This window comes from Paenibacillus sp. FSL H8-0259, assembly GCF_037963255.1.
GTDB classification, from domain to species: domain Bacteria; phylum Bacillota; class Bacilli; order Paenibacillales; family Paenibacillaceae; genus Paenibacillus_AQ; species Paenibacillus_AQ phytohabitans.
The window spans coordinates 6,765,649-6,785,935 of the sequence record NZ_CP150147.1; the positions used below are offsets into that span (position 1 = coordinate 6,765,649).

The 20,287-nt window shown below is 49.2% G+C and carries 17 protein-coding genes; 4 read left to right on the forward strand and 13 right to left on the reverse strand.

What is annotated here, in order from left to right; all coding sequences use genetic code 11:
• Positions 1 to 305 precede the first annotated feature (305 nt).
• The 4 genes from NSU01_RS28920 to NSU01_RS28935 all read right to left on the reverse strand — a co-directional run bounded on the left by NSU01_RS28920 (position 306) and on the right by NSU01_RS28935 (position 5,808).
• Entirely contained in the window at positions 306 to 1,430 is a 1,125-nt protein-coding gene (locus NSU01_RS28920) for a Ger(x)C family spore germination protein (protein WP_083705748.1), read from the reverse strand.
• On the reverse strand, positions 1,423 to 2,505 hold the full coding sequence (locus tag NSU01_RS28925) for a GerAB/ArcD/ProY family transporter (RefSeq protein WP_076248418.1): 1,083 nt from the start codon (positions 2,503 to 2,505) through the stop codon (positions 1,423 to 1,425). The genes NSU01_RS28920 and NSU01_RS28925 overlap by 8 nt, the downstream gene beginning before the upstream one ends.
• 11 nt (positions 2,506 to 2,516) lie before the next feature.
• Positions 2,517 to 3,938, reverse strand: a complete 1,422-nt coding sequence (locus NSU01_RS28930; protein ID WP_076248420.1) for a spore germination protein — start codon at positions 3,936 to 3,938, stop codon at positions 2,517 to 2,519.
• A 139-nt stretch (positions 3,939 to 4,077) separates the two neighbouring features.
• On the reverse strand, positions 4,078 to 5,808 hold the full coding sequence (locus NSU01_RS28935; protein WP_076248423.1) for a cellulase family glycosylhydrolase: 1,731 nt from the start codon (positions 5,806 to 5,808) through the stop codon (positions 4,078 to 4,080).
• A gap of 295 nt (positions 5,809 to 6,103) precedes the next feature.
• Between NSU01_RS28935 and NSU01_RS28940 the strand changes: the two genes are divergently transcribed.
• Together NSU01_RS28940 and NSU01_RS28945 are read left to right on the forward strand one after the other, a co-directional pair.
• Positions 6,104 to 6,418, forward strand: a complete 315-nt coding sequence (locus NSU01_RS28940) for a histidine kinase (RefSeq protein ID WP_076248425.1) — start codon at positions 6,104 to 6,106, stop codon at positions 6,416 to 6,418.
• 274 nt (positions 6,419 to 6,692) lie between these two features.
• Complete coding sequence (locus tag NSU01_RS28945) at positions 6,693 to 6,878, forward strand: hypothetical protein (RefSeq protein WP_039297739.1); 186 nt, start codon at positions 6,693 to 6,695, stop codon at positions 6,876 to 6,878.
• Positions 6,879 to 7,174: 296 nt separating this feature from the next.
• On the opposite strand, the gene NSU01_RS28950 is transcribed toward NSU01_RS28945, so the two are convergent.
• Together NSU01_RS28950 and NSU01_RS28955 are read right to left on the reverse strand one after the other, a co-directional pair.
• Positions 7,175 to 9,124: an NAD(P)/FAD-dependent oxidoreductase gene (locus NSU01_RS28950; protein ID WP_076248428.1), complete on the reverse strand. Its 1,950-nt coding sequence runs from the start codon at positions 9,122 to 9,124 to the stop codon at positions 7,175 to 7,177.
• A gap of 39 nt (positions 9,125 to 9,163) precedes the next feature.
• A complete protein-coding gene (locus tag NSU01_RS28955) occupies positions 9,164 to 10,432 on the reverse strand; it encodes an OFA family MFS transporter (protein ID WP_076248431.1) in 1,269 nt (422 codons plus the stop codon).
• Positions 10,433 to 10,654: 222 nt separating this feature from the next.
• Here NSU01_RS28955 and NSU01_RS28960 point away from each other — a divergent pair, with 222 nt between their 5' ends.
• The gene (locus NSU01_RS28960) at positions 10,655 to 11,191 is read left to right on the forward strand and encodes a PadR family transcriptional regulator (RefSeq protein WP_076248433.1); all 537 of its coding nucleotides are present in this window, start codon (positions 10,655 to 10,657) and stop codon (positions 11,189 to 11,191) included.
• Positions 11,192 to 11,255: 64 nt separating this feature from the next.
• On the opposite strand, the gene NSU01_RS28965 is transcribed toward NSU01_RS28960, so the two are convergent.
• The 3 genes from NSU01_RS28965 to NSU01_RS28975 form a co-directional block, all read right to left on the reverse strand.
• Positions 11,256 to 12,080 (reverse strand): alpha/beta hydrolase, encoded by an 825-nt coding sequence (locus tag NSU01_RS28965; RefSeq protein WP_076248435.1) that lies wholly within the window; start codon positions 12,078 to 12,080, stop codon positions 11,256 to 11,258.
• A gap of 54 nt (positions 12,081 to 12,134) precedes the next feature.
• Complete coding sequence (locus tag NSU01_RS28970; protein ID WP_336103864.1) at positions 12,135 to 12,542, reverse strand: MarR family transcriptional regulator; 408 nt, start codon at positions 12,540 to 12,542, stop codon at positions 12,135 to 12,137.
• Positions 12,543 to 12,626: 84 nt separating this feature from the next.
• Positions 12,627 to 12,989 carry a helix-turn-helix domain-containing protein gene (locus NSU01_RS28975; RefSeq protein WP_076248437.1) on the reverse strand — a complete coding sequence of 121 codons (363 nt, stop codon included), beginning with the start codon at positions 12,987 to 12,989 and terminating at the stop codon, positions 12,627 to 12,629.
• A 198-nt stretch (positions 12,990 to 13,187) separates the two neighbouring features.
• Here NSU01_RS28975 and NSU01_RS28980 point away from each other — a divergent pair, with 198 nt between their 5' ends.
• Positions 13,188 to 13,718: an NAD(P)H-dependent oxidoreductase gene (locus tag NSU01_RS28980; RefSeq protein ID WP_076248440.1), complete on the forward strand. Its 531-nt coding sequence runs from the start codon at positions 13,188 to 13,190 to the stop codon at positions 13,716 to 13,718.
• Between the two features lie 319 nt (positions 13,719 to 14,037).
• Here the strand turns inward: NSU01_RS28980 and NSU01_RS28985 are convergent, their stop codons facing one another.
• The 4 genes from NSU01_RS28985 to NSU01_RS29000 form a co-directional block, all read right to left on the reverse strand.
• The gene (locus tag NSU01_RS28985; protein WP_042139726.1) at positions 14,038 to 14,799 is read right to left on the reverse strand and encodes a SagB/ThcOx family dehydrogenase; all 762 of its coding nucleotides are present in this window, start codon (positions 14,797 to 14,799) and stop codon (positions 14,038 to 14,040) included.
• Between the two features lie 268 nt (positions 14,800 to 15,067).
• Positions 15,068 to 16,786: a beta-N-acetylglucosaminidase domain-containing protein gene (locus NSU01_RS28990; RefSeq protein ID WP_076248443.1), complete on the reverse strand. Its 1,719-nt coding sequence runs from the start codon at positions 16,784 to 16,786 to the stop codon at positions 15,068 to 15,070.
• Positions 16,787 to 16,843: 57 nt separating this feature from the next.
• Positions 16,844 to 18,583 (reverse strand): family 10 glycosylhydrolase, encoded by a 1,740-nt coding sequence (locus NSU01_RS28995; RefSeq protein WP_076248445.1) that lies wholly within the window; start codon positions 18,581 to 18,583, stop codon positions 16,844 to 16,846.
• A gap of 44 nt (positions 18,584 to 18,627) precedes the next feature.
• On the reverse strand, positions 18,628 to 20,262 hold the full coding sequence (locus NSU01_RS29000; RefSeq protein ID WP_042139729.1) for an extracellular solute-binding protein: 1,635 nt from the start codon (positions 20,260 to 20,262) through the stop codon (positions 18,628 to 18,630).
• Between the last annotated feature and the right edge of the window lie 25 nt (positions 20,263 to 20,287).

Sequence of the window (20,287 nt, forward strand, 5' to 3'; positions counted from 1 at the left end):
CTCCATGATTCTTAATTCCTCCGTCTCTTTTCGGTTCATCTTGTTGCTGTACCTTCGCTTCTGCTTCCGGGAGCAGGATAACCCTGTGGTGCAATGCAGCATAATCCCCTCAGGCCTGAGGTCCATGCGCATTTATTCACATATAGGCATAGAAGTAGAAACGTTAATGCCCCCCCCTTTGAAGGGCAGCACCCGTTTCTCTGTATATCCATGCTATTCTGCTCGCCGGGAAGACCTAAGTAATGCAATTTTACACCCATTGCCCTATTTTGTATATTTATAAATTGAAATAATCAGGGTAGTGCCTACATGTATTTCCCGTAATCCTTGATTGTCACCTTGGCCTTGCACTCTATCTCCACCTGCGGATAAACCTCCCGCCAATTCATTTGATTCCACTCTTTATAGCTCAAAGTATTCCTTATCTGTATCCCGATTCCGAGACTATCTACGTTATGCTGCTGCATTTGCGACACCATTTCTTTGGCTTTGGCCATAATCACATCTGCGATATCCCGCTCCAGCTGTTGTCTTACCCCGGCCTTATTCAGATAATGGTGTCCGGTATATTCAAGCACGGAGCCCTGGATATTCGCCAGAAGCTCGACTTTGAACCGGCCGGGCCCCAGACGATGAACCTTCACCTTGCGTGAATTCAATAATGAACTGAACATCACTACCACCTGCCGGCCATCCTTTTCCCCCAAATGGAGAGCGGCCTCCCCTTGCCTCAGGTCATCACGGAAAAGCCCGAAGAAGATCCCGTCTTGAGCCGGAATCTTCATTCTGTAACGGTCCTCCTGAAACAAGGCAATGCCGTCAATAACGGCTTTGTCCCCGCTATCCTTTACTATCGGTGCCACCGGATCTATGCCATCGTCATTATAGTCACGGGAGAATTCATACAGAGTGGTATTGGGAATGCTGTTGCCGGCCGCCTCTTTCTCCAGCAGATGATTGATATATCTTCCGGTATCCGTATGCGGCTCGTAATCCTTGGCCAGAATTTCACCGGCATCCCCGTTAATAATTGTAACCTTGACGCCAAGGGCTATAGAGGGATCACGCAGCAGGGTATCAATGTAATCCCCGAGTCCGGCTTTGGCCAGCTTCAGACCAAACAATGCATCTCTGAGCTGCCCGCTGACAACCGTCAAATCCGTCTGTCTGGAGAACATGATTCTCGCTTCCTTAATGCTATCCGAGACAGTAGACAACAGCTCACGGCGTGCGGAGGAATCCGGGTCAATGACCGGGACGCAGGAGGTAACTTTGATCCTGTTATTCTCTGCAAGATCATAGCTCGCCGTCTGCACCAGGCCCAGCTTCTCAAGGATTCTCTCGTCGCTTTTGCATCCGGTCAGCAGCAGAGGAAGCAGAAGCAATAGACTCAGGGACAACCTTGCCAAGCTATAAATCTGTCTATGCACGGACCTCTCCCCCTTTCCGCTGAATCAGCAGCAATAGAAGCAATAGTACAGGAAACCCGAAAGCAATCCCGGTCACCGCATACCCCAGGTTAGTGATCCAGACCCCCACTGCATCCAGTGTCTTCGGAATAAAAGAGATACTGTAGGAAATCGCAATCAGTAAGAAAGAGAGCACGGATAGTTTTATTCTGGGGAGCATTCTTCGTACCGACTCTTGTGCCGCCCACCAGTACATTACAACAGTGACCAGAACCGGGAACAGAAACAGCCCGTACAGCAGATTCTCCAGCCTCTCTATAAACGGAAATTGGATATACGCCAGCAAATCAAGCAAAGGATAGAGCAGTTTTTTCAATTGCCCCAGACTGAAGAACCCGAAGCAGATGATCGCCAGCGAGATATACAGTACAGCTAAATAGAGATTTCCCGCATGGACGCCCGCCATAGCCTTTTTGTTCTTGTTCACGTAAGGGAACAGCAGTATCGATAATTCGTAACCGAGAAAAGCGGAATAGATCTCCATCGCTCCTTTGAACTGATTATGCCCGCCTTTGAGAATAAACGGAGTCAGGCGTTCCCAGCGGAACGCCGGAAAAAACCACAGCATGAGCAGATACATCCAGGCAGACAGCCAGAAGAACAGCGTTGCCGCTTTGGAGATGGAATAGATTCCTTTGGTAATCATCAGAAAGGCCAGAATGTCCACAGCCAGCTTGAACACCATGGGATTCGTTGTCGGGAAGGACAGCATTTGGAAGATTAGTACGTATTTCTTGCCGATCATGCAGCCAAAAACAAGCCAGACCGCAGCCAGGCCGCCATAAAAGGGATACAGCACCGGCCTTGGAATTGTCTGCTCCATAATCTCAAATACAGACCTCCCTTGGCCAAGCCGGAAGACCAGTGAAATTAAATAGATATTGAAGGTAGAGACTACGATACACGGCACCAGAAAAAGCCATCCGTTGGTACCGAAATAGTCGGCCAGATTGCGGGGCAATGTGAAGATCACAATTCCGGATTGGGTCATATGCATTAGAACGGCAATATGAAAGGGGCGCAGCTTTTCGGGCATAACGTCCACTCCTACTTTTTGTTTTTTTGCCTGATGGAATTCATGGTCTTGCTCTGGGACGGACGGCTGCTCAGCTTCGAGAAAGGAGCACGGATAAACACATCCTTCCAGTCTCCCGTCTTCATTGGAGCAATAGGGGTCAGATAGGACGAACCCAGACTCGTCAGGTTGGATAAATGAATTACGATCAGGGCTATACCCATTACAAGTCCAATATTGCCCCATATTCCGGTGAGTATTATGATTCCGAAGCGGATCAGGCGGATAGAGGCGCTCATCATATAGCTGGGAATCACAAAAGAGGCAATGGCAGATGAGGCTACTGCGATAATAAGCACATTGCTTGTCAGGCCAGCCTGTACAGCCGCTTGACCAATCACAATCCCGCCCACGATCCCGATCGTCTGCCCAATCTTGGTTGGCAGGCGCGCTCCGGCTTCCCGCAGCAGCTCGATCATGATTTCCATCAGCAGCGCTTCATAAACAGGAGGAAACGGCACCCTGTTCCGTGATTCAGCCAACGTTCGGAGCAGCGCTTCGGGAATCATCTCGTAATGAAAGGTAGTTACCGATACATACATCGCCGTGAATGATATCGTTATTACAAGAGCCAGAAACCGGAGCAGCCGCAGTGCCGTCCCCAGTGCCCAGCGCTGGTAGTAATCATCCGGTGATGAGAAGAATTCAAAAAAGGAGGAGGGCGCACTGATCGCTGTCGGACTATTGTCAACGATGGTGATGATCCGCCCGGCCGCCAGCTTCGACACAGCCACATCAGGTCTTTCCGTAGTCAGAAACTGCGGGAACACCGAATTCGGCATATCTTCAATGAACTGGGTCAGCGTCCCGCCGTCATTAATCGCATCTGTCTCAATCCGGTTGATCCGGTTCTGCAGATCCTGGACATATTTAAGATTGGCAATATCCTTGATATAAAGGATGTACACAGTTGTTTTGGAAATTTCTCCGATCTCACACCGGATAATTTTCAGATGCGAGCTTTTGATCCGGCGGCGGATTAAGCTCAGGTTAGTAGGAGCGGATTCCACGAAGGCATCATGAGGGCCGGCAATTACCGTCTCCGTTTCCGACTGCTGTACACTGCGGCCTTCCGGGCCGTAGGCGTCCAGTAAGTAAACAGCTTCCCCGTGGAAGACAGCTACACAGCCCTCCAGTATGCCGACCACCACGGCTTTGGACTCTCTTGTCTCAACAAATTGGGACTGGAGGAACAACTTATCCAGCCCATCCGCCTGAAGCCGGTCAAAGGGCAGCAATATTTCCTGGATTAGCAGGTTGTTATCCACCGTATGCGGGAAATACACAATATCGGCGGAGAGTTCAGGAAAGCGCCGGTGGCTGAGATCCGCACACTGATCGAATTCATCAAGAATATGCCGCAGCGTAGGAATATTCTGTGTGTCCGGTTCCATAGATGCCCTCCTTCCCCGTTCGTTTGGTATAGTATCCCCAAGATTTTCTTGGATATTTAAGGCTGCCGCAATAAAAAGCCTTCTTCCATCCCGCAGGATAAAAGAAGGCTATCATGTACATCTTCTGCTTGTGCTACATCTACATTGCCGTACCGGTAACGCTCGTTCCGTTCTTGGTGATCTTGTAATTCACGACTTCGCCGCTCCAGAAATGGAACTTCAGGATCACGTCACCATTGTTCACTTCATTGAAGAACGCCGGCAGCAGACTGATTTCACCCGTGGTATAGGAAGGCGTAAACGTATAAGCAAATTCTTTATAAGACGTCCAGTTTTGCGGGCCGGCATTCCCTCCTGAAGCATATACGGCTTCCATGGTAGCGAGAGTATCGCCATTGAACACAGCCGGTATTTTAAAAGCACTGGCTGTTCCCTGAACGCTGCTTAGCTTTGGCGTATTATAGAGAATTACGTTAAAATTCCAATCCGCTCCTTTGTTGAAGCGGGCCGTCAAAACTGCATTGACGCCAAGCTTACCGGAAGAAGTCAGGCTGGTGAGCTTCGCTGCTTTGAACGTCAGCTGGTCACCGCTTAGGGTATAATCCGTTCCCTGCACCAGCTGCTGGCTACCGTATAGAATTGAAGAGAGCGTATTGCCGTTCAGATTCAGCTTAACCGTCACATCCTTGGCTGCAGCACCCTTTTTCAAATGAATGAGATCGCTTTCAGCAGTGGACGAGCGGCCGGTCCAGCTTGCCTTCATCATATTGTAGAGCTGCGGATCGGACCACTGGAAGGAAGTGCGGCCGAAATGCTGGCCATTGTCCCACAGCATCGGTGTAATTTGCTTGGACTTCAGATAATAAGCCAGGTATTCGAAAAATTTCAGCTTCTCCCCCTGCTCGATCACACCTGTATTCTTGTCAAAACCGAGCAGCCCATACTCGCCCACAATAACGGGAATGCCTCTGGCGGTAAAGGTGTTATAGACATTATTAAAGGTAGTCACGATATCGTTCTGGGTATCGGTCTCGAACCTGGTATACCCGGCAATATTGACACTGAACGGCCAGAACCCGTAATAGTGTACGGTTGCGATCAGATTGGAGTCGTTCAGCCTGGTGATGGTCTGGTACAGGGCGTCCATCCGGGTCTGCGTCGGTGAAGCTTCCAGCGTGGACAGCACCAGCGGACGGGTGGCATTATTCCCGCCGGAGGCTCTGACGATGCCATGGAAAGCCACATTCAGCTCATCCAGCATCTGAATCGCCTTGGCCTCATCCGTCGTTCCGCCATCGGTGAAACGCGGCTCATTCACGCTCTCGAACATCAGCTTGGCGGAATATCCCTTGAAGCGGTTCGCAATCTGAGTCCAGACCACCTTATAGCGGGCCAGCACCAGATCATGCTGCTGCTCCATTTTGCTGATCCACAGCCAGGAATCATGGTGAACGTTGATCATGACATACAAATTCTCTGCTACTGCCCAATCAACAACCTGCTGGACACGTGACAAATAGGCCGCATCCACTGTATACGGGGCAGCCGCTCCCGTATGTACATCCCAGGTCACGGGAATCCGGATGCTCTTATAGCCTTGGGCAGCAATTTTCTTGATTAGAGCCTGTGTGACGGCCGGGTTGCCCCAGGAAGTCTCATCGGCTCCGGTCGCATCCAGTGAATTGCCCAGATTCCATCCCGGCTGCATGGCATCTACGTAGGATTGAAGACCTGTGGATGCAGCCGCAGCTGCGGCAGCCTGCTCCTGCGGCGCCTGTTCTTCCGTTGCAGCAGAGACCATCGGTGTGACCATAGCGAGCAGCAAGACTGTGGTGAAGATGAATGACAGAAACGATTTCTTTTTTGGCATGGATCGTTTATTCCTCCCGGTTTGTTGTGATCGGCTGATGCATAAAATCAGCTTCAGGATTTTTATGCAACCGCTTACCAAAATCAATATAGCATCTTTGCCGATTGGTAAATATCCCAATTATTAGTGTAAAAAACACTCATAATTAGAGATTTTCTTTGTTCCAGGCAGGAATGCCGCGCTTCAGCCAGTTTGCTCTTTTTCCTCGGCCTGTCCCCCCGTCTTATGCTATAATAATTAAAAATACTCCAAAGAGCCCGCTTCTGATGTAATCCATATTTGAGGAGCTGTGACGATGAGCGATCCGATTTTGCAACAGATTCTTACGGAATTACAGGGAATGAAATCTGATCTGAGCGAGGTTAAGTCTGAGCTGAGCGAGGTTAAGTCCGAACTTGGCACAATGAAGGCTGATATTGACAGCATCAAAGAAGATACGAAGCTGATCCCGCTGATCCAGCAGGCTGTATCCGAAGTCAATGCTGAAGTCATTGCAACCCGAGACACTCTTGAGCGGATAGACAAAACATTAACCGTACATGATGCTACACTGGACATGCTGGCCAGACGTTCTATTGATCAGGAAGCCGCATTGAAACGTATCAAATAAGCTTTCCCTACAGGAGTTTGCTGCAAGCGACCGCCATATCCGGCAGTCGCTTTTTCTTTTACCATTCCTCATCCCCTATTGTCTCTCCCACAAGGACATAACTCCTTTCACAAAGCACAAAGCCTCTCCAATTCACACTTTGTACTCTTTTATTGTCTATTTCACACGGACACACCTTTGATTTTCGACTGATCCGTGTTATAATGAAAGCGTAAACAAAAGTGATCGAAACCCTATTTTCCATCGGATTTCATCGCCAAGGAGGATGAATGCAATGCTGGCAGGAATTAAGGAACTGAAGAATTGGGTAACCGGAATGTGGCAGCCTGGAATGGCTTCGGGAGAAGAAGACTACCGGAAAATGGAATACAGCGTAGAGCGCCATTTGCACACACCGCAAACGCCAAGCCCGCTTACTTACGAACAGGAATCACGGATCAAGACTGTCAAATTCCATTAATCTAACCGGATGTATATAGATTGAACAATATTTGATACTTAAAAATCCACACTCAAACAAGGCCGCAAGGAACCGGATCATCCGGTTCATGCGGCCTTTTATTTATTTCGTGCGCCTAACCCTGAACCGAACCCTTTGATATAGCTCTTTGGATACCGGCGTGCGGATGGCATATAGTGCAGCCGCGAGGATCGCCCAAATGACGGCAGTTCTTTGCTTTGTTGCCTATGGAATTCCCCATATCCTATATAAACATCTATACCCAGTATCCCCCCTGGGGGGGGATATGTGTCAAACTAAATATCAAGCGCTGCATGATATCCCTGATAAATTGCAGTAGTGATCGTTGACGCTTTTACACAGTCCCCGATCTGAGCCACATAAGGAGCACAATCAATTAACTCCTCTACGATATCTCTTCTTGCCCGTTGTCCAAGTGCGCAAATTACAGAGGTTCCCGGAATCAGCTGCTCTTCCCCGCTTGGATTCAGGCAAACTACGCCCTCCGGCGTAACACATAACCCTTTATATCCCAGATGAACCTTAATATTCAGCTTGTCGATCTCCTTCAGCATAATCGGGCGATGTCTGATATTGGCATCCGGTGCCAGCTCAGTTCTCATCTCGACCAAATGTACTGTTTTGCCTTCCTGGGCAAGGTGAATCGCTGCTTCACTGCCCGCAAGGCCCCCTCCCAGTACAACCACACTATCGGTAACCTTATCTTTCTCCAGATAGTAGTCATTAACTACAACTACATTATCACCATCAAGTCCCGGGATTGGCGGAACAATGGCTGCGGAACCGACGGCTATAATTAACGCATCCACATTTTCATTATCAACATACGCTTGGGTCACAGGTGTATTTAGACGAATCTCGACGCCTGCGTCTTTGGCTAATTTCCCGAGAGTAACTCCCAGCTCATACATCTCATATTTGAAGGGCAGCGCCTGCTCTCCCCGCAGAATACCGCCCACATCATCCGACTTCTCACATAAAATGACCTGATGTCCGCGTTTGGCAGCAGTCATCGCCGCATACAGCCCGCCTGGGCCAGCACCCGCTACCAGAACCTTACGCGGATTAGCCGAAGGATAAATTTCTGTCCCGTCCATTTCACGGCCGATTAACGGGTTCACCGTACAGCGTCTTGTAGAGGTCTCCGCACGCTCCGCCATACAGGTGAAGCATCTCAGACATTTAATAATGTCCTCGTCACGGTTGCTCATGACCTTCCGGGGCAGCTCTGGATCAGCCAGCAGTGCGCGGGCCATCTCAACCACATCCGCCTGACCGCTGGCAATGATCTCTTCCATCTGAGCCGGATCATTTAAACCGCCGACCGTAGCAACGGGGACACTTACATGCTTCTTGATCTCTGCTGCCAGATACACATTACTGCCATGCGGCAAGAACATCGACGGATGGGTGATTCCGAAGCCGGTCTGATACGTGCCCGCAGATACATGCAGCAGGTCGACTCTAGATTCGACAAGCTTGGCAATTTCAATACCTTCAGTAAGGTCATATCCGCCTTCAAAAAACTCCGAACCGCTTATTCTGAACTCGATAGGGAAGCCAGGGCCTACAGCGTTGCGGACACTGTCAAGAACCTCCTGGGCAAACCGTACCCGGTTCTCCAAAGTTCCGCCATACTTGTCGGTTCTACGGTTGAAGTACGGAGAAAAGAACTGATTGATCAGCCAGCCATGTCCGCCATGGACCATAATCATCTCATAACCGGCTCTCTTAGCCAGTCCGGCACATCTGCCATAGGCTGCTACGATGTCATCAATTAGTGCTTGTGTAAGCTCCTTCACTTCCCTGCCGTCTGGGCGTACTCCGGGGCTGGGCCCCCACTGGGCCAATTCCTGCTTCTTATTCTTGTCCGTCAGATATGTACCGGCGTACTGTCCGGAATGGGATAGCTCCACACTCGCAATAGCTCCGTGACGGCGGATGGCATCTGCAGTATAAGTAAAGCTGGCAAGAGAATCTACAGTTCCCAGGTCCAGATGGTACATATGGGAGGCTTCGGTTTCGGGATGTACAACAACTTCACTGACTGTAACTGAGGCAGCGCCGCCTTTAGCTCTTAATTCATAGAACGCTGTGGATTTGGGTCCAATCGTACAGTCTGCTGTAATATCGGTTCCGCCCATAGGAGAGCCAAACATTCTATTTCTGAAGGTTACATTACCAATTGTGATGGGTTTAGACAGGTTCGGATATTTTCTAATCATGATTTCATTCTCCTTCTCTCTATACATTGCTTCTGTTCTTTATATACTAGCTTCCTGAGGCTTAGCAGCAGTTCTCGCCTGATATTTGACAGCCCACTTATAGACAAAGGTCAGGATAATTCCGGTGATGCCAAAGATGGCCGCAATCACAAAGGCTCTTTGATAGCTGCCGTCTGCACTGTACACATTCTTCATAATGGACGGGCCAAAATAGCCCGCTAATGCAAAGCCGATAAACATAATTCCATAATTCACACTATTATTCTTGGCACCGAACTGATCTGCAGTAAATCCGGGGAATACGCCCATCAGGGAGCCAAAGCTTAAGCCGATCACAGAAATACCGATATAGAAGGTCGCCACACTGTTAGCTCCTGAAATATACAGCAGGGTGAGCCCCACTACAGATAAGAGTGAAGCAAAGGTAAGCGTGTTGATCCGGCCGATTTTGTCAGAAATATAGCCCGCTAGGATGCGTCCGCCCGTGTTGAACAGAGCCAGTACAGAAACCACAGTCGTTGCCGCCGCCGCAGACAGGCCAACCATTTTTTGAGCGATAGGTGAAGCTTGTGAGGTACACATTAGTCCGGCAAAAGCACCGCTGATTAATAACAGGATCATTACGTAGAATAGCGGACTTGCCAGCATGCCTTTCCAGTCTTTGTCGCTTTTTAGAGAACGGCCAGTACCCGGCAACTTGGCTGTCCAGCCTGCCGGAACGAAATCAGACGGACATTTCTCAATGAAGAAAGAAGCGGAGCAGATGATAAGAAGAAATGCGCTGCCGATGATTAAGAATGCTGATTTCACTCCAGACGAGCTAATCAAGCCATTGGCAATTGGAGGGATGATGACAGAGCTTAATCCATAGGCAGCAGTGGTTACTCCGCCAACCAATCCCCGTTTGTCAGGGAAGAACTTGATGGAGTTACTGATAGTGCAGCCGTAGACCATGCCAGTTCCAAGGCCAAGTACGATGCCGTACGTAAGGACCAGGAAACTAACCGAGGTTGCAAACCCGGACAATATCATCCCGCCCCCGAATAACAGGCCACCTACCAGAATTACCCGCTTAGGCCCGAATCTGTCATTAATCCATCCGCCTGAAATCATCGTAATTGGACCGACTGAATTGGTAATCGTAAAAGCGATAGCCAAATCCCCCGGCGTTAAGCTGAGTCCTGTCAGTTCGCTCAAATACGCTGCCATCGGGGCAGCAAACACACTCCAGGCGTAGATTGAGCCAATACACAGGTTAATAAAGCAGCTCGCAATCAGAATAATCCATCTCTTCTTTGTAAGTTCCACTGCAATCTTCTTCTCCTTCATCAATCGTATTGTGAATTTATTCACATCTAATCCGATTTCATATTAGCACAGGCTCTTATTTATATCAATACAAACATGTATATATTTATATGTTTAATAAAACACGTTTATTCACATATGTAACAAATGTTATTGTCGACTGGCTAAATATGCTATACTAACGAAGTAGAAAACGACGAATATGTATAGGAAGCGAAGCTTATGAGAACTTTGAAATACGCTATTTTGGGGTTATTAAACAAAGAGCCAATGACTGGCTATGATATAGGTAAGGAATTCGGCAAGGATTTAGGTGAGTTCTGGAATGCCAAGCACAGTCAGATCTATCCGGAATTAAAAAAGCTGCTGGATGAGGGACTTATTGTATTCGAGATCCAAATTAGCGGAGAAATACTGGAGAAAAAACTGTATTCGATTACGGAGCATGGCAAGAAAGCTTTTTTGCAATGGCTGAAAAAAGAAGAGCCGCTTGAGCCTACGCCTAAAGATGTGTTCCGGCTGAGAATGTACTTCTCCAATAATCTGGATATAGCCACCCGGATTCATCTATTGGAGCATCAGCTGCATCAGCATCAGGAGAGACTGAAGCATTTAAGCAGGAATAAAGAGCGGTATGACAGCATCCCCCCACTCGACAGCGATAATTTCGGTGATTATCTTGTGCTGGATGGCGCAATTCTGCGTGAGACGGTAACGATAGAGTGGCTGGAGAATTTCATAGCCCACTGCAAGCAATAAACAAACAAATAGAAAGCATAAAGATTCGAGATTTTGTCACCTCGGATCTTTATGCTTATTTTGGTTAAAATTCTCTTCTCAGCCACTCCAGAACAGTCTCCGCTGCTTCCAGATACCGCTGCCCTACGAGCAGACCGGTATGCGTGGTGTCCCACAGGCCTTTGTAGTCTGCATGGAAATGCTCTGCGTTCACTTTGCCCCGGCGGTCGTCCTCCGCACAGTTAACAGCATGGATAACCAGACAAGGGCACTTAATGGACCGGCTGTCCACCGGGATTCCGTCCGCACCGTAATGATAAGAAAAAGCGCTAAACGCCTTGGCAGACTCCATAGTCAGGTACTTTCTTTGAAAAGCTATATCCTCTGCCGATTCATCTATGCCCGTCAGCTCCTCACGAACCGGGGCAGGCACTACGAGGCCAGGTTGTGTCCGGACAATGTCCCGGTAAGGCACCCTATCATGAACCTCCTTACAAATACTTGAATCGATCAGCACAAGCCCGGCTAGTTCTGCCGTTTCCGCCAGCTTTTGGCTTAGAATCCCGCCCATGCTGAACCCGATCACAATAGGCGGAGCCCCGCATTCAGCGATAACCTCGCTTATATCCTCCAGATAGTCCCCGAAGGTTATCTCCGTCATATCCAGCACCCGGCTTCTGTAATGGCTTCTCAGATTCATGACATAACAGGTCCAGCCTTCACGGATAAAATGGGGAATGTATTTGCTCCACATCCAGCTTCCGGTAAAGGCACCATGCACGAACAGTAAAGGAGGCCTGCGGTCAGCATCCTCCGGGAGGTTCCTTCCTGCAAATATCTGCAGATACAGATCGTTCTCTCCGATGTATTTCTCTGTGTGCGGCGGCAATTCTGTCGTGTAATCTCTCACAAGTATTTCCTCCTTTGAACTTTAGTTTGATATCAAACTATATAATATATTTTTTTAGAAGTTGTTATTGATTTTAATTAGAATGCCCAGCAGCGCTTCCTTCTCCTGTTCGGTGACATTGAGGTAAAACTGCTCCAGCATGTCTGCAGATATCGCCTCAAAAACCGTTTCTAGCTCCCTCCCCTTCCCCGTCAGAGCAACGTATACAAACCTGGTGTCCTCCTTCTCCCTTTCCTTCGTCACTATGCCAAGCCGGACCAGCTTATCCACCAGTGCAGTGACGGTCGATTTGTCTTTATTAATTTTGGCGGAGATCTCTGCCATAGTAAGCCTCGGCTTCTGCAGCAACGCATAAATAATGTCCCCGTGCGAAGTGCCGATACCTTCCAGCCCCTGCTTCACCATCTCTGCAACAATGAACCGGTTAACCTTCTCCCTGATCTTGGAGATCAGCGAAATCACATCTCTAGTTTCCATACAGGGATTATAGTTTGATATCAAACTATTGTCAATGGCGGGCATTTTATATAGTGAGGCAACGCAGGTTTACTCATCGTCCGGAATATTTTCCAGCAACACCACATCTTCACCCTGCTGCTGTCTGATTGCAATGTTGGCTCTGCCCCATGAACACATTACGTCAATAATTCCATTGGCTGTAGTTCCATATTCCGTTATATAATATTCAATTTTGGGCGGCATTTGATTATAGACCTGTCTGCCGATCATTCCGTCCCTTTCAAGTTCGCGGAGCTGCTGGATCAGAACCTTTTGCGAGATGCCCGGGATACTGCGCTGTAATTCACTTGTCCGTTTCTTACCCGACATTAGATTACATATGATTAACGCTTTCCACTTTCCTCCGAGAATTTCAAGCGTTGCTTCTATGCCTAAATGATATTCTTTCATACCTTCCACCTCATCACACCCTAATTAATTTAGCCTATCTTATCTTATGATTTCTATCATGCCATATAACGATCCGGAGTCCAATGCACACTTTGAGGTAACCATGTTACTTTATTGTGTGTATTTACATTTTTACAGGCATCCAAAATAATATAAACAGCTGCACAAAACCAATATCCGCCGGAAAGGTGATTAAATATGAAAACCCTTGTGATCCTAGCACACCCTCATATTGAGAATTCAAGAGTAAATAAAAGATGGAAACAGGAGCTGCTGCAGCATCCAGAGGAAGTTACGATCCATGAGCTTTACAAGGAATATCCGGACTGGAGCATTGATGTTCCGAAAGAGCAAAGTTTACTCGAAGCACACAGCCATATTATTTTTCAATTTCCTTTATATTGGTATAGTTACCCGCCTTTACTGAAAAAGTGGCTGGATGACGTCTTCACCCACGGCTGGGCGTATGGTTCAAACGGGAATAAGCTGAGAGGAAAGAAGCTGGGGATAGCTATGTCCATTGGGGATAAGCAGGAAAATTACCTGCCTGCCGGTTCCGTTTCTTTTACTGTAGATGAGGTTATTGCACCCTTTAAAGCCAGCGCAGGACATGTGGGTGCGATCGCATTACCCTATTTCGCCGTCTTCGGAGCCTCCTTTCAGGCGGGTGATGAAGAAATCAATCAGAGCGCAGCAGACTATCTTCAATATATTATTGAGAATCGATAAGGGCCCACAAACCTCCCTCTCACTTACTTTTGAGAATCCTGCACAAAATACAACATTTTCCCACTCATCTCGGTCAAAATTCAAAAATGTTGTACAAAAGGCAGGATTTCTCTTCCTCCAAGCGGCTTAACCGGATAATTCTTGCATTTTATACAACAATCCCTATGAAATACCTTGATATCTAGGGCTCAGAGTTGCAATATGTACAGCATTACTACCGGTAGGGTGTGAAAAAACCTTCCCTCACCCAAAGGGTAAAGGAAGGTTTAAACGCGTCGCCTCAGAAGACGGAAGCTATACTTTCAATTCGCCAAGGCAGCTATTCCCGTTTCTTCCCCACTGCGCCAAGATAGATAACAAACTCCTCATCGCCGTCTAACTCTAAAACCTCATCAATCAGCTTCTGATCATAGATGCCAATGGCGCAGGCACCTGCACCAATGGATTCGCTGGCTAAATACAGGTTCTGGCAGACATGTCCTACATCGATGAGGATTTTTTTGTGGGCGGAAATATCATATTTCCATTCGGAGCGGTAGGGTGTGGTACTCCAGGCAAACAGCACAGAAGCTTTGCGGGCAAAGTTAGGGACAAAGGGCTGATCCAAAGTGATCGCATCAATCTTCTGTTCCAGCTGATCTAATTCAAACATAAATAGGAGCTTATGCTCCACCGGGAGGTATCTGTAGATCCCTTGCGGAATGCCCTCTACCCGCATAATCATTAAATAGGTTTCAAAGGTGTGTGTCGCCCCACTGCAGGGCACGGTCCGCAGCGTAAGCCCGTTCTTGCTCATGCCGGTGATCCCTTGGGTCGCCCATAATAAATAGGATAACTCCTCCAGACTCAAAGTGTCGGCAGAATAGAAGCGTGTACTTCTTCTTTGCCCGATACAATCAAAAAAATCCTCTTTACTCACTACGTCTCTGCTAACCTTCGGCAGATCAATAATTAGTGATTCCGGATCAAACGGCTTAACAATTGGCGGCTGGGCAATTCCTTTGATCTTGTCTGTTTTAATATGTTTGAATTCATGAAAATTGGATTTCAGAAAATTTCTTTGTTGTTCATATCTGGTCATAACAGTTCCTCCCGGATTAACTTGATAGCTTTAATTTACCACTCCGGCAAAAATAGATTGTGATTTCATTCACTTTACACCTTGCAAAAATTCAAATACCAAAAAACCTCCCCCACCCGAAGGGTAAGGGAAGGCTTAAACATGTCGTCTGAAGCGCGGGCGCTATAATTCCACCTTCACCAAGCATGATGAGTCAGGAGAACTGTTTACGCTTGGCTTATTACTTTACTGCCTGGCGCTGTGCTCTGCCGATATTGCGCTCTGCCGATTATATTCCAGCCTCCGCTTCCAACGTCAGCCGGTATCCGTTCTTTCCATCCCTGGCAGCAAGTCCCCAGGCTTCGGCGGCTCTCCAGGCTGGATCACTCCCCAGCCGGACCTCAAAGGCCTGACAGGCTTCGACCCGCTTGCGCAATTCTTCATCGGCTCCGGGCAGAGGCGTCCCGGCAACCTTCTGCCGCAAGGCTCTCCACAGCTCTACATCCGCCAGGGCTCTTTGCAGCCAGGGTCCTGCCTCTTCCTTAAACTTGGAATTCTCCATTTCAAGTAACCGGTAGGAGACGCTCTCCAGGCGGTCGAAATACAAATCAAGCCTCGGGATATCTTTGCTCTGCAAGGCCTCTTTCAGTTCCTCATACCCGCCGCTATAGAGCTGGCTATTTAGATTCTGGCTGCAGAAGAACATCATATCCTCTGCCAGCTCTCCGGCGAATTCCCGGACCGACAGCTCCCAGGAAAGCTCCGGCATATAACGCTCACTGTTCCACATATAGTGGGCCATTGTGTTCAGTGTAATCTTGGAGCATTCCCATTGAACCATCGGATTCGCTACCACTGCCTGATGCCCGGTCTGACCAAGCTGCGAATAACGTCCGCGAACCGGGTCCAGAAACAACCGGTCGTAGTCGGCATCATTGACGGGAATGTTATCCCACAGCCACAGCTCATGTCCGTAATAGCTGTAATTATTCCGTGCATCCCTGCTTCCGACTTGCCGGGCAAAGACGGAAGAGCCGGTCCAGAATATGTTGATGTCCGTATGCAGCTTCTCGCGGATATCCCGCTTATATTCGGTATCCCAGTTAGACCAGTATTCTGAGGGGCACATCACCAGAGTAACCTTCTGCAATTGACGGCTTAAATAGTCATAGACACGGTTTGCCACATAAGCATGCGCCAGTCCGGAGCGCTCCAGGTAATGGAGGTTCTCCCCTGACAATGCGTAGTCGATGTCGTCCATGAGCAGGGCGAAATGCCGGACACCGATGGCGATCATCGCTCTCAGCTTCGCTTCCAGACTGGCAAAATCATCTTCACTGCGAAACTGCAGATCATTTCCCGGACTAATGCAATAATAGAAGTCCACCAGCTGGGCATCACATTCCTGCTTGAGCTCACGAATCTGGGCAAACATAGCCTCAGGATAAGGCTCACGCCACAGCTCACGGTGATAGGGATCATCCTTGGGAGCATGCATGAAGGCGTTCATGCGGTGAGCCGCCATATAGCGCACAGCATCTATCCGGTCATCAAAGCTCCACGGCGTGCCATAGAAACCTTCAATAATGCCGCGGACTGGAAAAGAAGGCTCATCGTGAATTGTAGCGACAGGCAACCGGCACTTGCCTTCATCTATGCTCAGCAGCCGGTGCAGAGCATCCATCCCATACCTTAGTCCTCTCTTATTGGAGGCTGCAATTGTAATTTTTCCGTCCTTACGGATGTCCAGCCGGTAGCCATCCGCCTTAAGCGACCCCTCATATTCAAGCTCCAGCGTGGCATTGCCCGGTGCGGGTGTCTCTCCTTCTTGCGGCGGTTCAATAATTACAATCAGGCCATCCGCAGCAAGCGGCCACTCCCACTTCTGGATCATGGAGAACTTTGAAGTCAACCCGATTCTCAGCCGCTGCCCTTCCAGCACCAGCTCCTCACCCTGATCGTAGTAGTCCCGGAAGTAATACTGCCGTTCCCGTAGCGGCATAGTCATATTCACGCCTCCTTCAGCCTGCCTATCAAAGTAAACTTCATTTCCCGGCTCTTAGGCTTAATCCGTAACCTTCACATTTCCAAACACGGCCTTGCCCCGCGAATCATTCCCCGGATTGCTGAGGGCTATGCCGATATACACCTTGCGTTTCATGGGGATCTGAACCGTTCCGACTGTCTGCCAGTTGCTCCCGTTTGCCGAAATCGACCCTTTGAACGTATTTCCGGTTCTGGTCAGCTTCAGCCATTTCGGAGCCGAGCCGGCCGCAGTATGGTCGGTCATATCGCCTGCGGTTTCAGCACGATACTGGAAGGTCGCCCCATTCCCGGGGGTAAGCATCATATCCGCGTGCCTGGAATTATGGCCCATGGATTCCCGGATCATAATGCCGGCCTTGGCCCAGCTGTCCAGCCAGCTGGTGGACTGCACCTTAACAACAATCTCCGCATTGCCGCTCACGGGCTGGTATATATAATTCAGCTGATCTGCATTCCCCCAAATATCCGTCGAGCTGCTGCTGAGTGTAAATTGCTTATTGGAAGCATTGTAGGTGGCGTTCCCCGGCATGGAACCGATATTCCGCGCCTTCCACACAGCGGGCAGCTGGGCCGGATAATCTTGCTCTACCGGAGCCGTCCAGCCTGGCGTCGGCCAGGTCTCACGTTCATGGATGTTCGCCAGCTCATCTTCCGGCCAGGCCCCGTAGGCAAAGAACGACAGGCGCTTCACGTCCGGATAATTCTCGCGGATGCCTTTGTAAACCTCCTGATATTGATCATCGGTCCAGTCATTATCCAAGGTGGCTACGATGTCCGCAGCACTGCCGCTGATCCGGTCGCTCGTATCCTTCAGGATGCCGTAGGAAGTGCTGTATACCCAATCACTGTTGAACTCCCAGTCATCGAAGTACGCCATCGGCGCGACAAAGTCGATCTCGTCCTTGAACTTGGCTACATTCTGTCCAACCTCTGTAAATTCCGGCGGCAAAATATACACACCAAGCTGCACATCCGGATTCGAGGATGTGGAAATATCCTCACGGATATCGCCTACATACTGCCCAATTTGTTCGGTTCTCCATTCGTTCCACTGCTGACGCTGCGGCGAATCCGTATCAAAGTCAATGCTGAGCGGCGAATACCCGAACTCCGCCTGATACTTCGCAACCGTATAATCACTGACGTCCATGTTGTAATTGTCGAAGCGGATCCAGTCCAGCACAACGCCGTCCACATCATAATTCTCAATCACTTCCTGAATGATGGAACGCTCATACTGCTGCACTTCATGATGAATTGGATTGATGAAATATTCGTTGCCGTTAGAGCCTGTAAACGGAGTCTGAACCCCGTCCACCAGCGCCTGCATCTGCCATTCATCGTGAGCCAGGAAGGCCTGCTGGTCATGGAACTGGGGAATCCAGGCATGAACCTTGATTCCTGCGGCATGAGCTGCCGTAATGACAGCCTGCAGAGCATCGAAATTCTGGTAGCCTTGGGCAATGGGCGCGATATCACTCTGATAAAATACACTGCCGGACGGAACCTCATCATCTTCATCCTGCTTCACGTTCATGCTGATGACATCGACCCCGTAGCTGGTGGACAGACTGATGAAATTCTGGACATCCGCCATGTTCTTGAACTGGTTCACGGTCCGTACAATCACTTCCGTCTCAAAAGGGGGATTGTTCCCCTCCTCGGCCTGGGCCGGCACGGGAAGGGAACCACCTGCTACCGAAGAAACCAACACGATACCCAGCACCGCCATGAACCCCGATCTCAGTGCAAATGTCATAATCTCGCCTCCACATCATAGTCTTATTGAACTTCTAACAAGAGTTATTTCGTAGCGTTGATTTTCTTAACATTCTCCTGCCACTTTTCAGTTCTGAACTCAAGCAGCTTATCCAGCCCTGCCTTTGCGGTGTTCTTCTTAGCCGTCTCCAGTGCCGCCAGCACCTCTTCATCCGACTTCGCCTGAACCATCTGGGCGTAAGCAAGGGTATAGATATCCGCGACATTCTGTGCGATGATGCCGGTCTCTGTATCGGGAAGCGGATCGGTATTTACAAATTCCGTAATGTCCAGCGCGGTTTTCCAGGTCACCGTGGACTGCGCTACGGTCTCCCATGATTTCTGGTTCGCCGAGAGCAGCGCCTCGAGGCTCATTTTCGCCGTATCAATGAAGGTCGTATTTCCCGCCCAGTTAAAGTCCTCGAATTTTCTCATCGTATCCGTACGCTCGTTAGCAGGAGTGGTCTTGTATTTCTCGTTCGGGATGGGCGCTCCATCCGCGTCCTCTTCATCCCAGTATAAGCCCTTAGGGCCGAAGAATAGCACCTTTTGTCCCTCCGGACCCGTAATCCAGTCAAAGTAAGCGAAGATAGCCTCCGGGTCCTTGGCCTTTTTCGTAATAACACTGACGTTCCAGCCCAGCGTCTCAAAGCCGCTTACAAATACTTTGGTCTTATCTATACCGGCTTTATGGATCGGCCAAATAATCTCATAACCGCTGTCCGGATGGCTTGCTGTCAATGCCCGGTGCCCCTCGGCTCCATACGTAGTGATATTGGATTCAACCATGACCGCTACCCGGCCGGTATTGACCTTTTCCTTGACCGCATCCTGGGTTTGCTGCAGCGCATCCTGTGTAATCAGCCGTTCACGGTACAGCTTATTGATATACAGCACCATCTCCTCGTAAGCGGGATCGTCCAGGATAGATGTCAGCTTGTCGCCCTCCGGATGCCCCATGAGTGTAACGAACTTGCTGGTGGAGTTCTCCCTGAAACCGCCATACATAATTTCCAGACCTGCCCCCTTCTCCCCAACCTCCAGAGGGACTACATCCGGGTACTTGTCTTGCACCATGAGCAAATACTGATATAAGTCATCAAAGGTCTCCAGCGCCGGTCTGCCGAGTGCGTTATAAATATCCTTATTCACCATCCACCCGCCGTTGCCGAATTGCCCGGAGGTATACCAGTTCGGGATTTGATAGATTTGCCCGTCATCTGAACGGAGCAGATTCAGGGTGGATTCTTTGACATATTTCTTGAAGTTCGGATATTTCTCATAGTAATCATCCAGTGCAACAAGCTGCCCTGCCTGCACCAGCCGTTCTACTGAGGACCCCCGGTCCGTAAAAATAACATCCGGCAAATCACCGCCGACGATCATCGTGTTGAGCTTTTCTCCGGCTGCTCCTCCGGATTGTATCGGTTCAACCGTAACCTTGCGGTTCTCCTGAATCCACCTCGTCGCCTCGTTCTCCCCCCAGGGTGAGGTCGTAAGCCAGTCGTAGTTGCCATAGAAGCTGAAGGTAACGGGCTTGATCCCGCTGCCGTCCTCTGTGCCGGCCCCTGTATTCAGATTGTTCTGCGAAGCGTCAGAATTCCCACCTCCGCTGCAGGCCGTGAGCAGAAGCACCAGCGAAGTCAGCAACAAAGCTATCCATTTCAGGCGTTTACGCATTCTTTTCCCTTCTTTCTACGTAATA

Bases quoted from the DNA above. Each gene is read 5' to 3' on its own strand.
- NSU01_RS28930 (WP_076248420.1), bottom strand. From the start codon at position 3,938: ATGGAACCGGACACACAGAATATTCCTACGCTGCGGCATATTCTTGAT.
- NSU01_RS28975 (WP_076248437.1), bottom strand. From the start codon at position 12,989: ATGAAAGAATATCATTTAGGCATAGAAGCAACGCTTGAAATTCTCGGA.
- NSU01_RS28985 (WP_042139726.1), bottom strand. From the start codon at position 14,799: ATGACCAGATATGAACAACAAAGAAATTTTCTGAAATCCAATTTTCAT.
- NSU01_RS28940 (WP_076248425.1), top strand. From the start codon at position 6,104: ATGAGCGATCCGATTTTGCAACAGATTCTTACGGAATTACAGGGAATG.
- NSU01_RS28995 (WP_076248445.1), bottom strand. From the start codon at position 18,583: ATGACATTTGCACTGAGATCGGGGTTCATGGCGGTGCTGGGTATCGTG.
- NSU01_RS28925 (WP_076248418.1), bottom strand. From the start codon at position 2,505: ATGCCCGAAAAGCTGCGCCCCTTTCATATTGCCGTTCTAATGCATATG.
- NSU01_RS28960 (WP_076248433.1), top strand. From the start codon at position 10,655: ATGAGAACTTTGAAATACGCTATTTTGGGGTTATTAAACAAAGAGCCA.
- NSU01_RS28935 (WP_076248423.1), bottom strand. From the start codon at position 5,808: ATGCCAAAAAAGAAATCGTTTCTGTCATTCATCTTCACCACAGTCTTG.
- NSU01_RS28990 (WP_076248443.1), bottom strand. From the start codon at position 16,786: ATGACTATGCCGCTACGGGAACGGCAGTATTACTTCCGGGACTACTAC.
- NSU01_RS29000 (WP_042139729.1), bottom strand. From the start codon at position 20,262: ATGCGTAAACGCCTGAAATGGATAGCTTTGTTGCTGACTTCGCTGGTG.
- NSU01_RS28980 (WP_076248440.1), top strand. From the start codon at position 13,188: ATGAAAACCCTTGTGATCCTAGCACACCCTCATATTGAGAATTCAAGA.
- NSU01_RS28950 (WP_076248428.1), bottom strand. From the start codon at position 9,124: ATGATTAGAAAATATCCGAACCTGTCTAAACCCATCACAATTGGTAAT.
- NSU01_RS28945 (WP_039297739.1), top strand. From the start codon at position 6,693: ATGCTGGCAGGAATTAAGGAACTGAAGAATTGGGTAACCGGAATGTGG.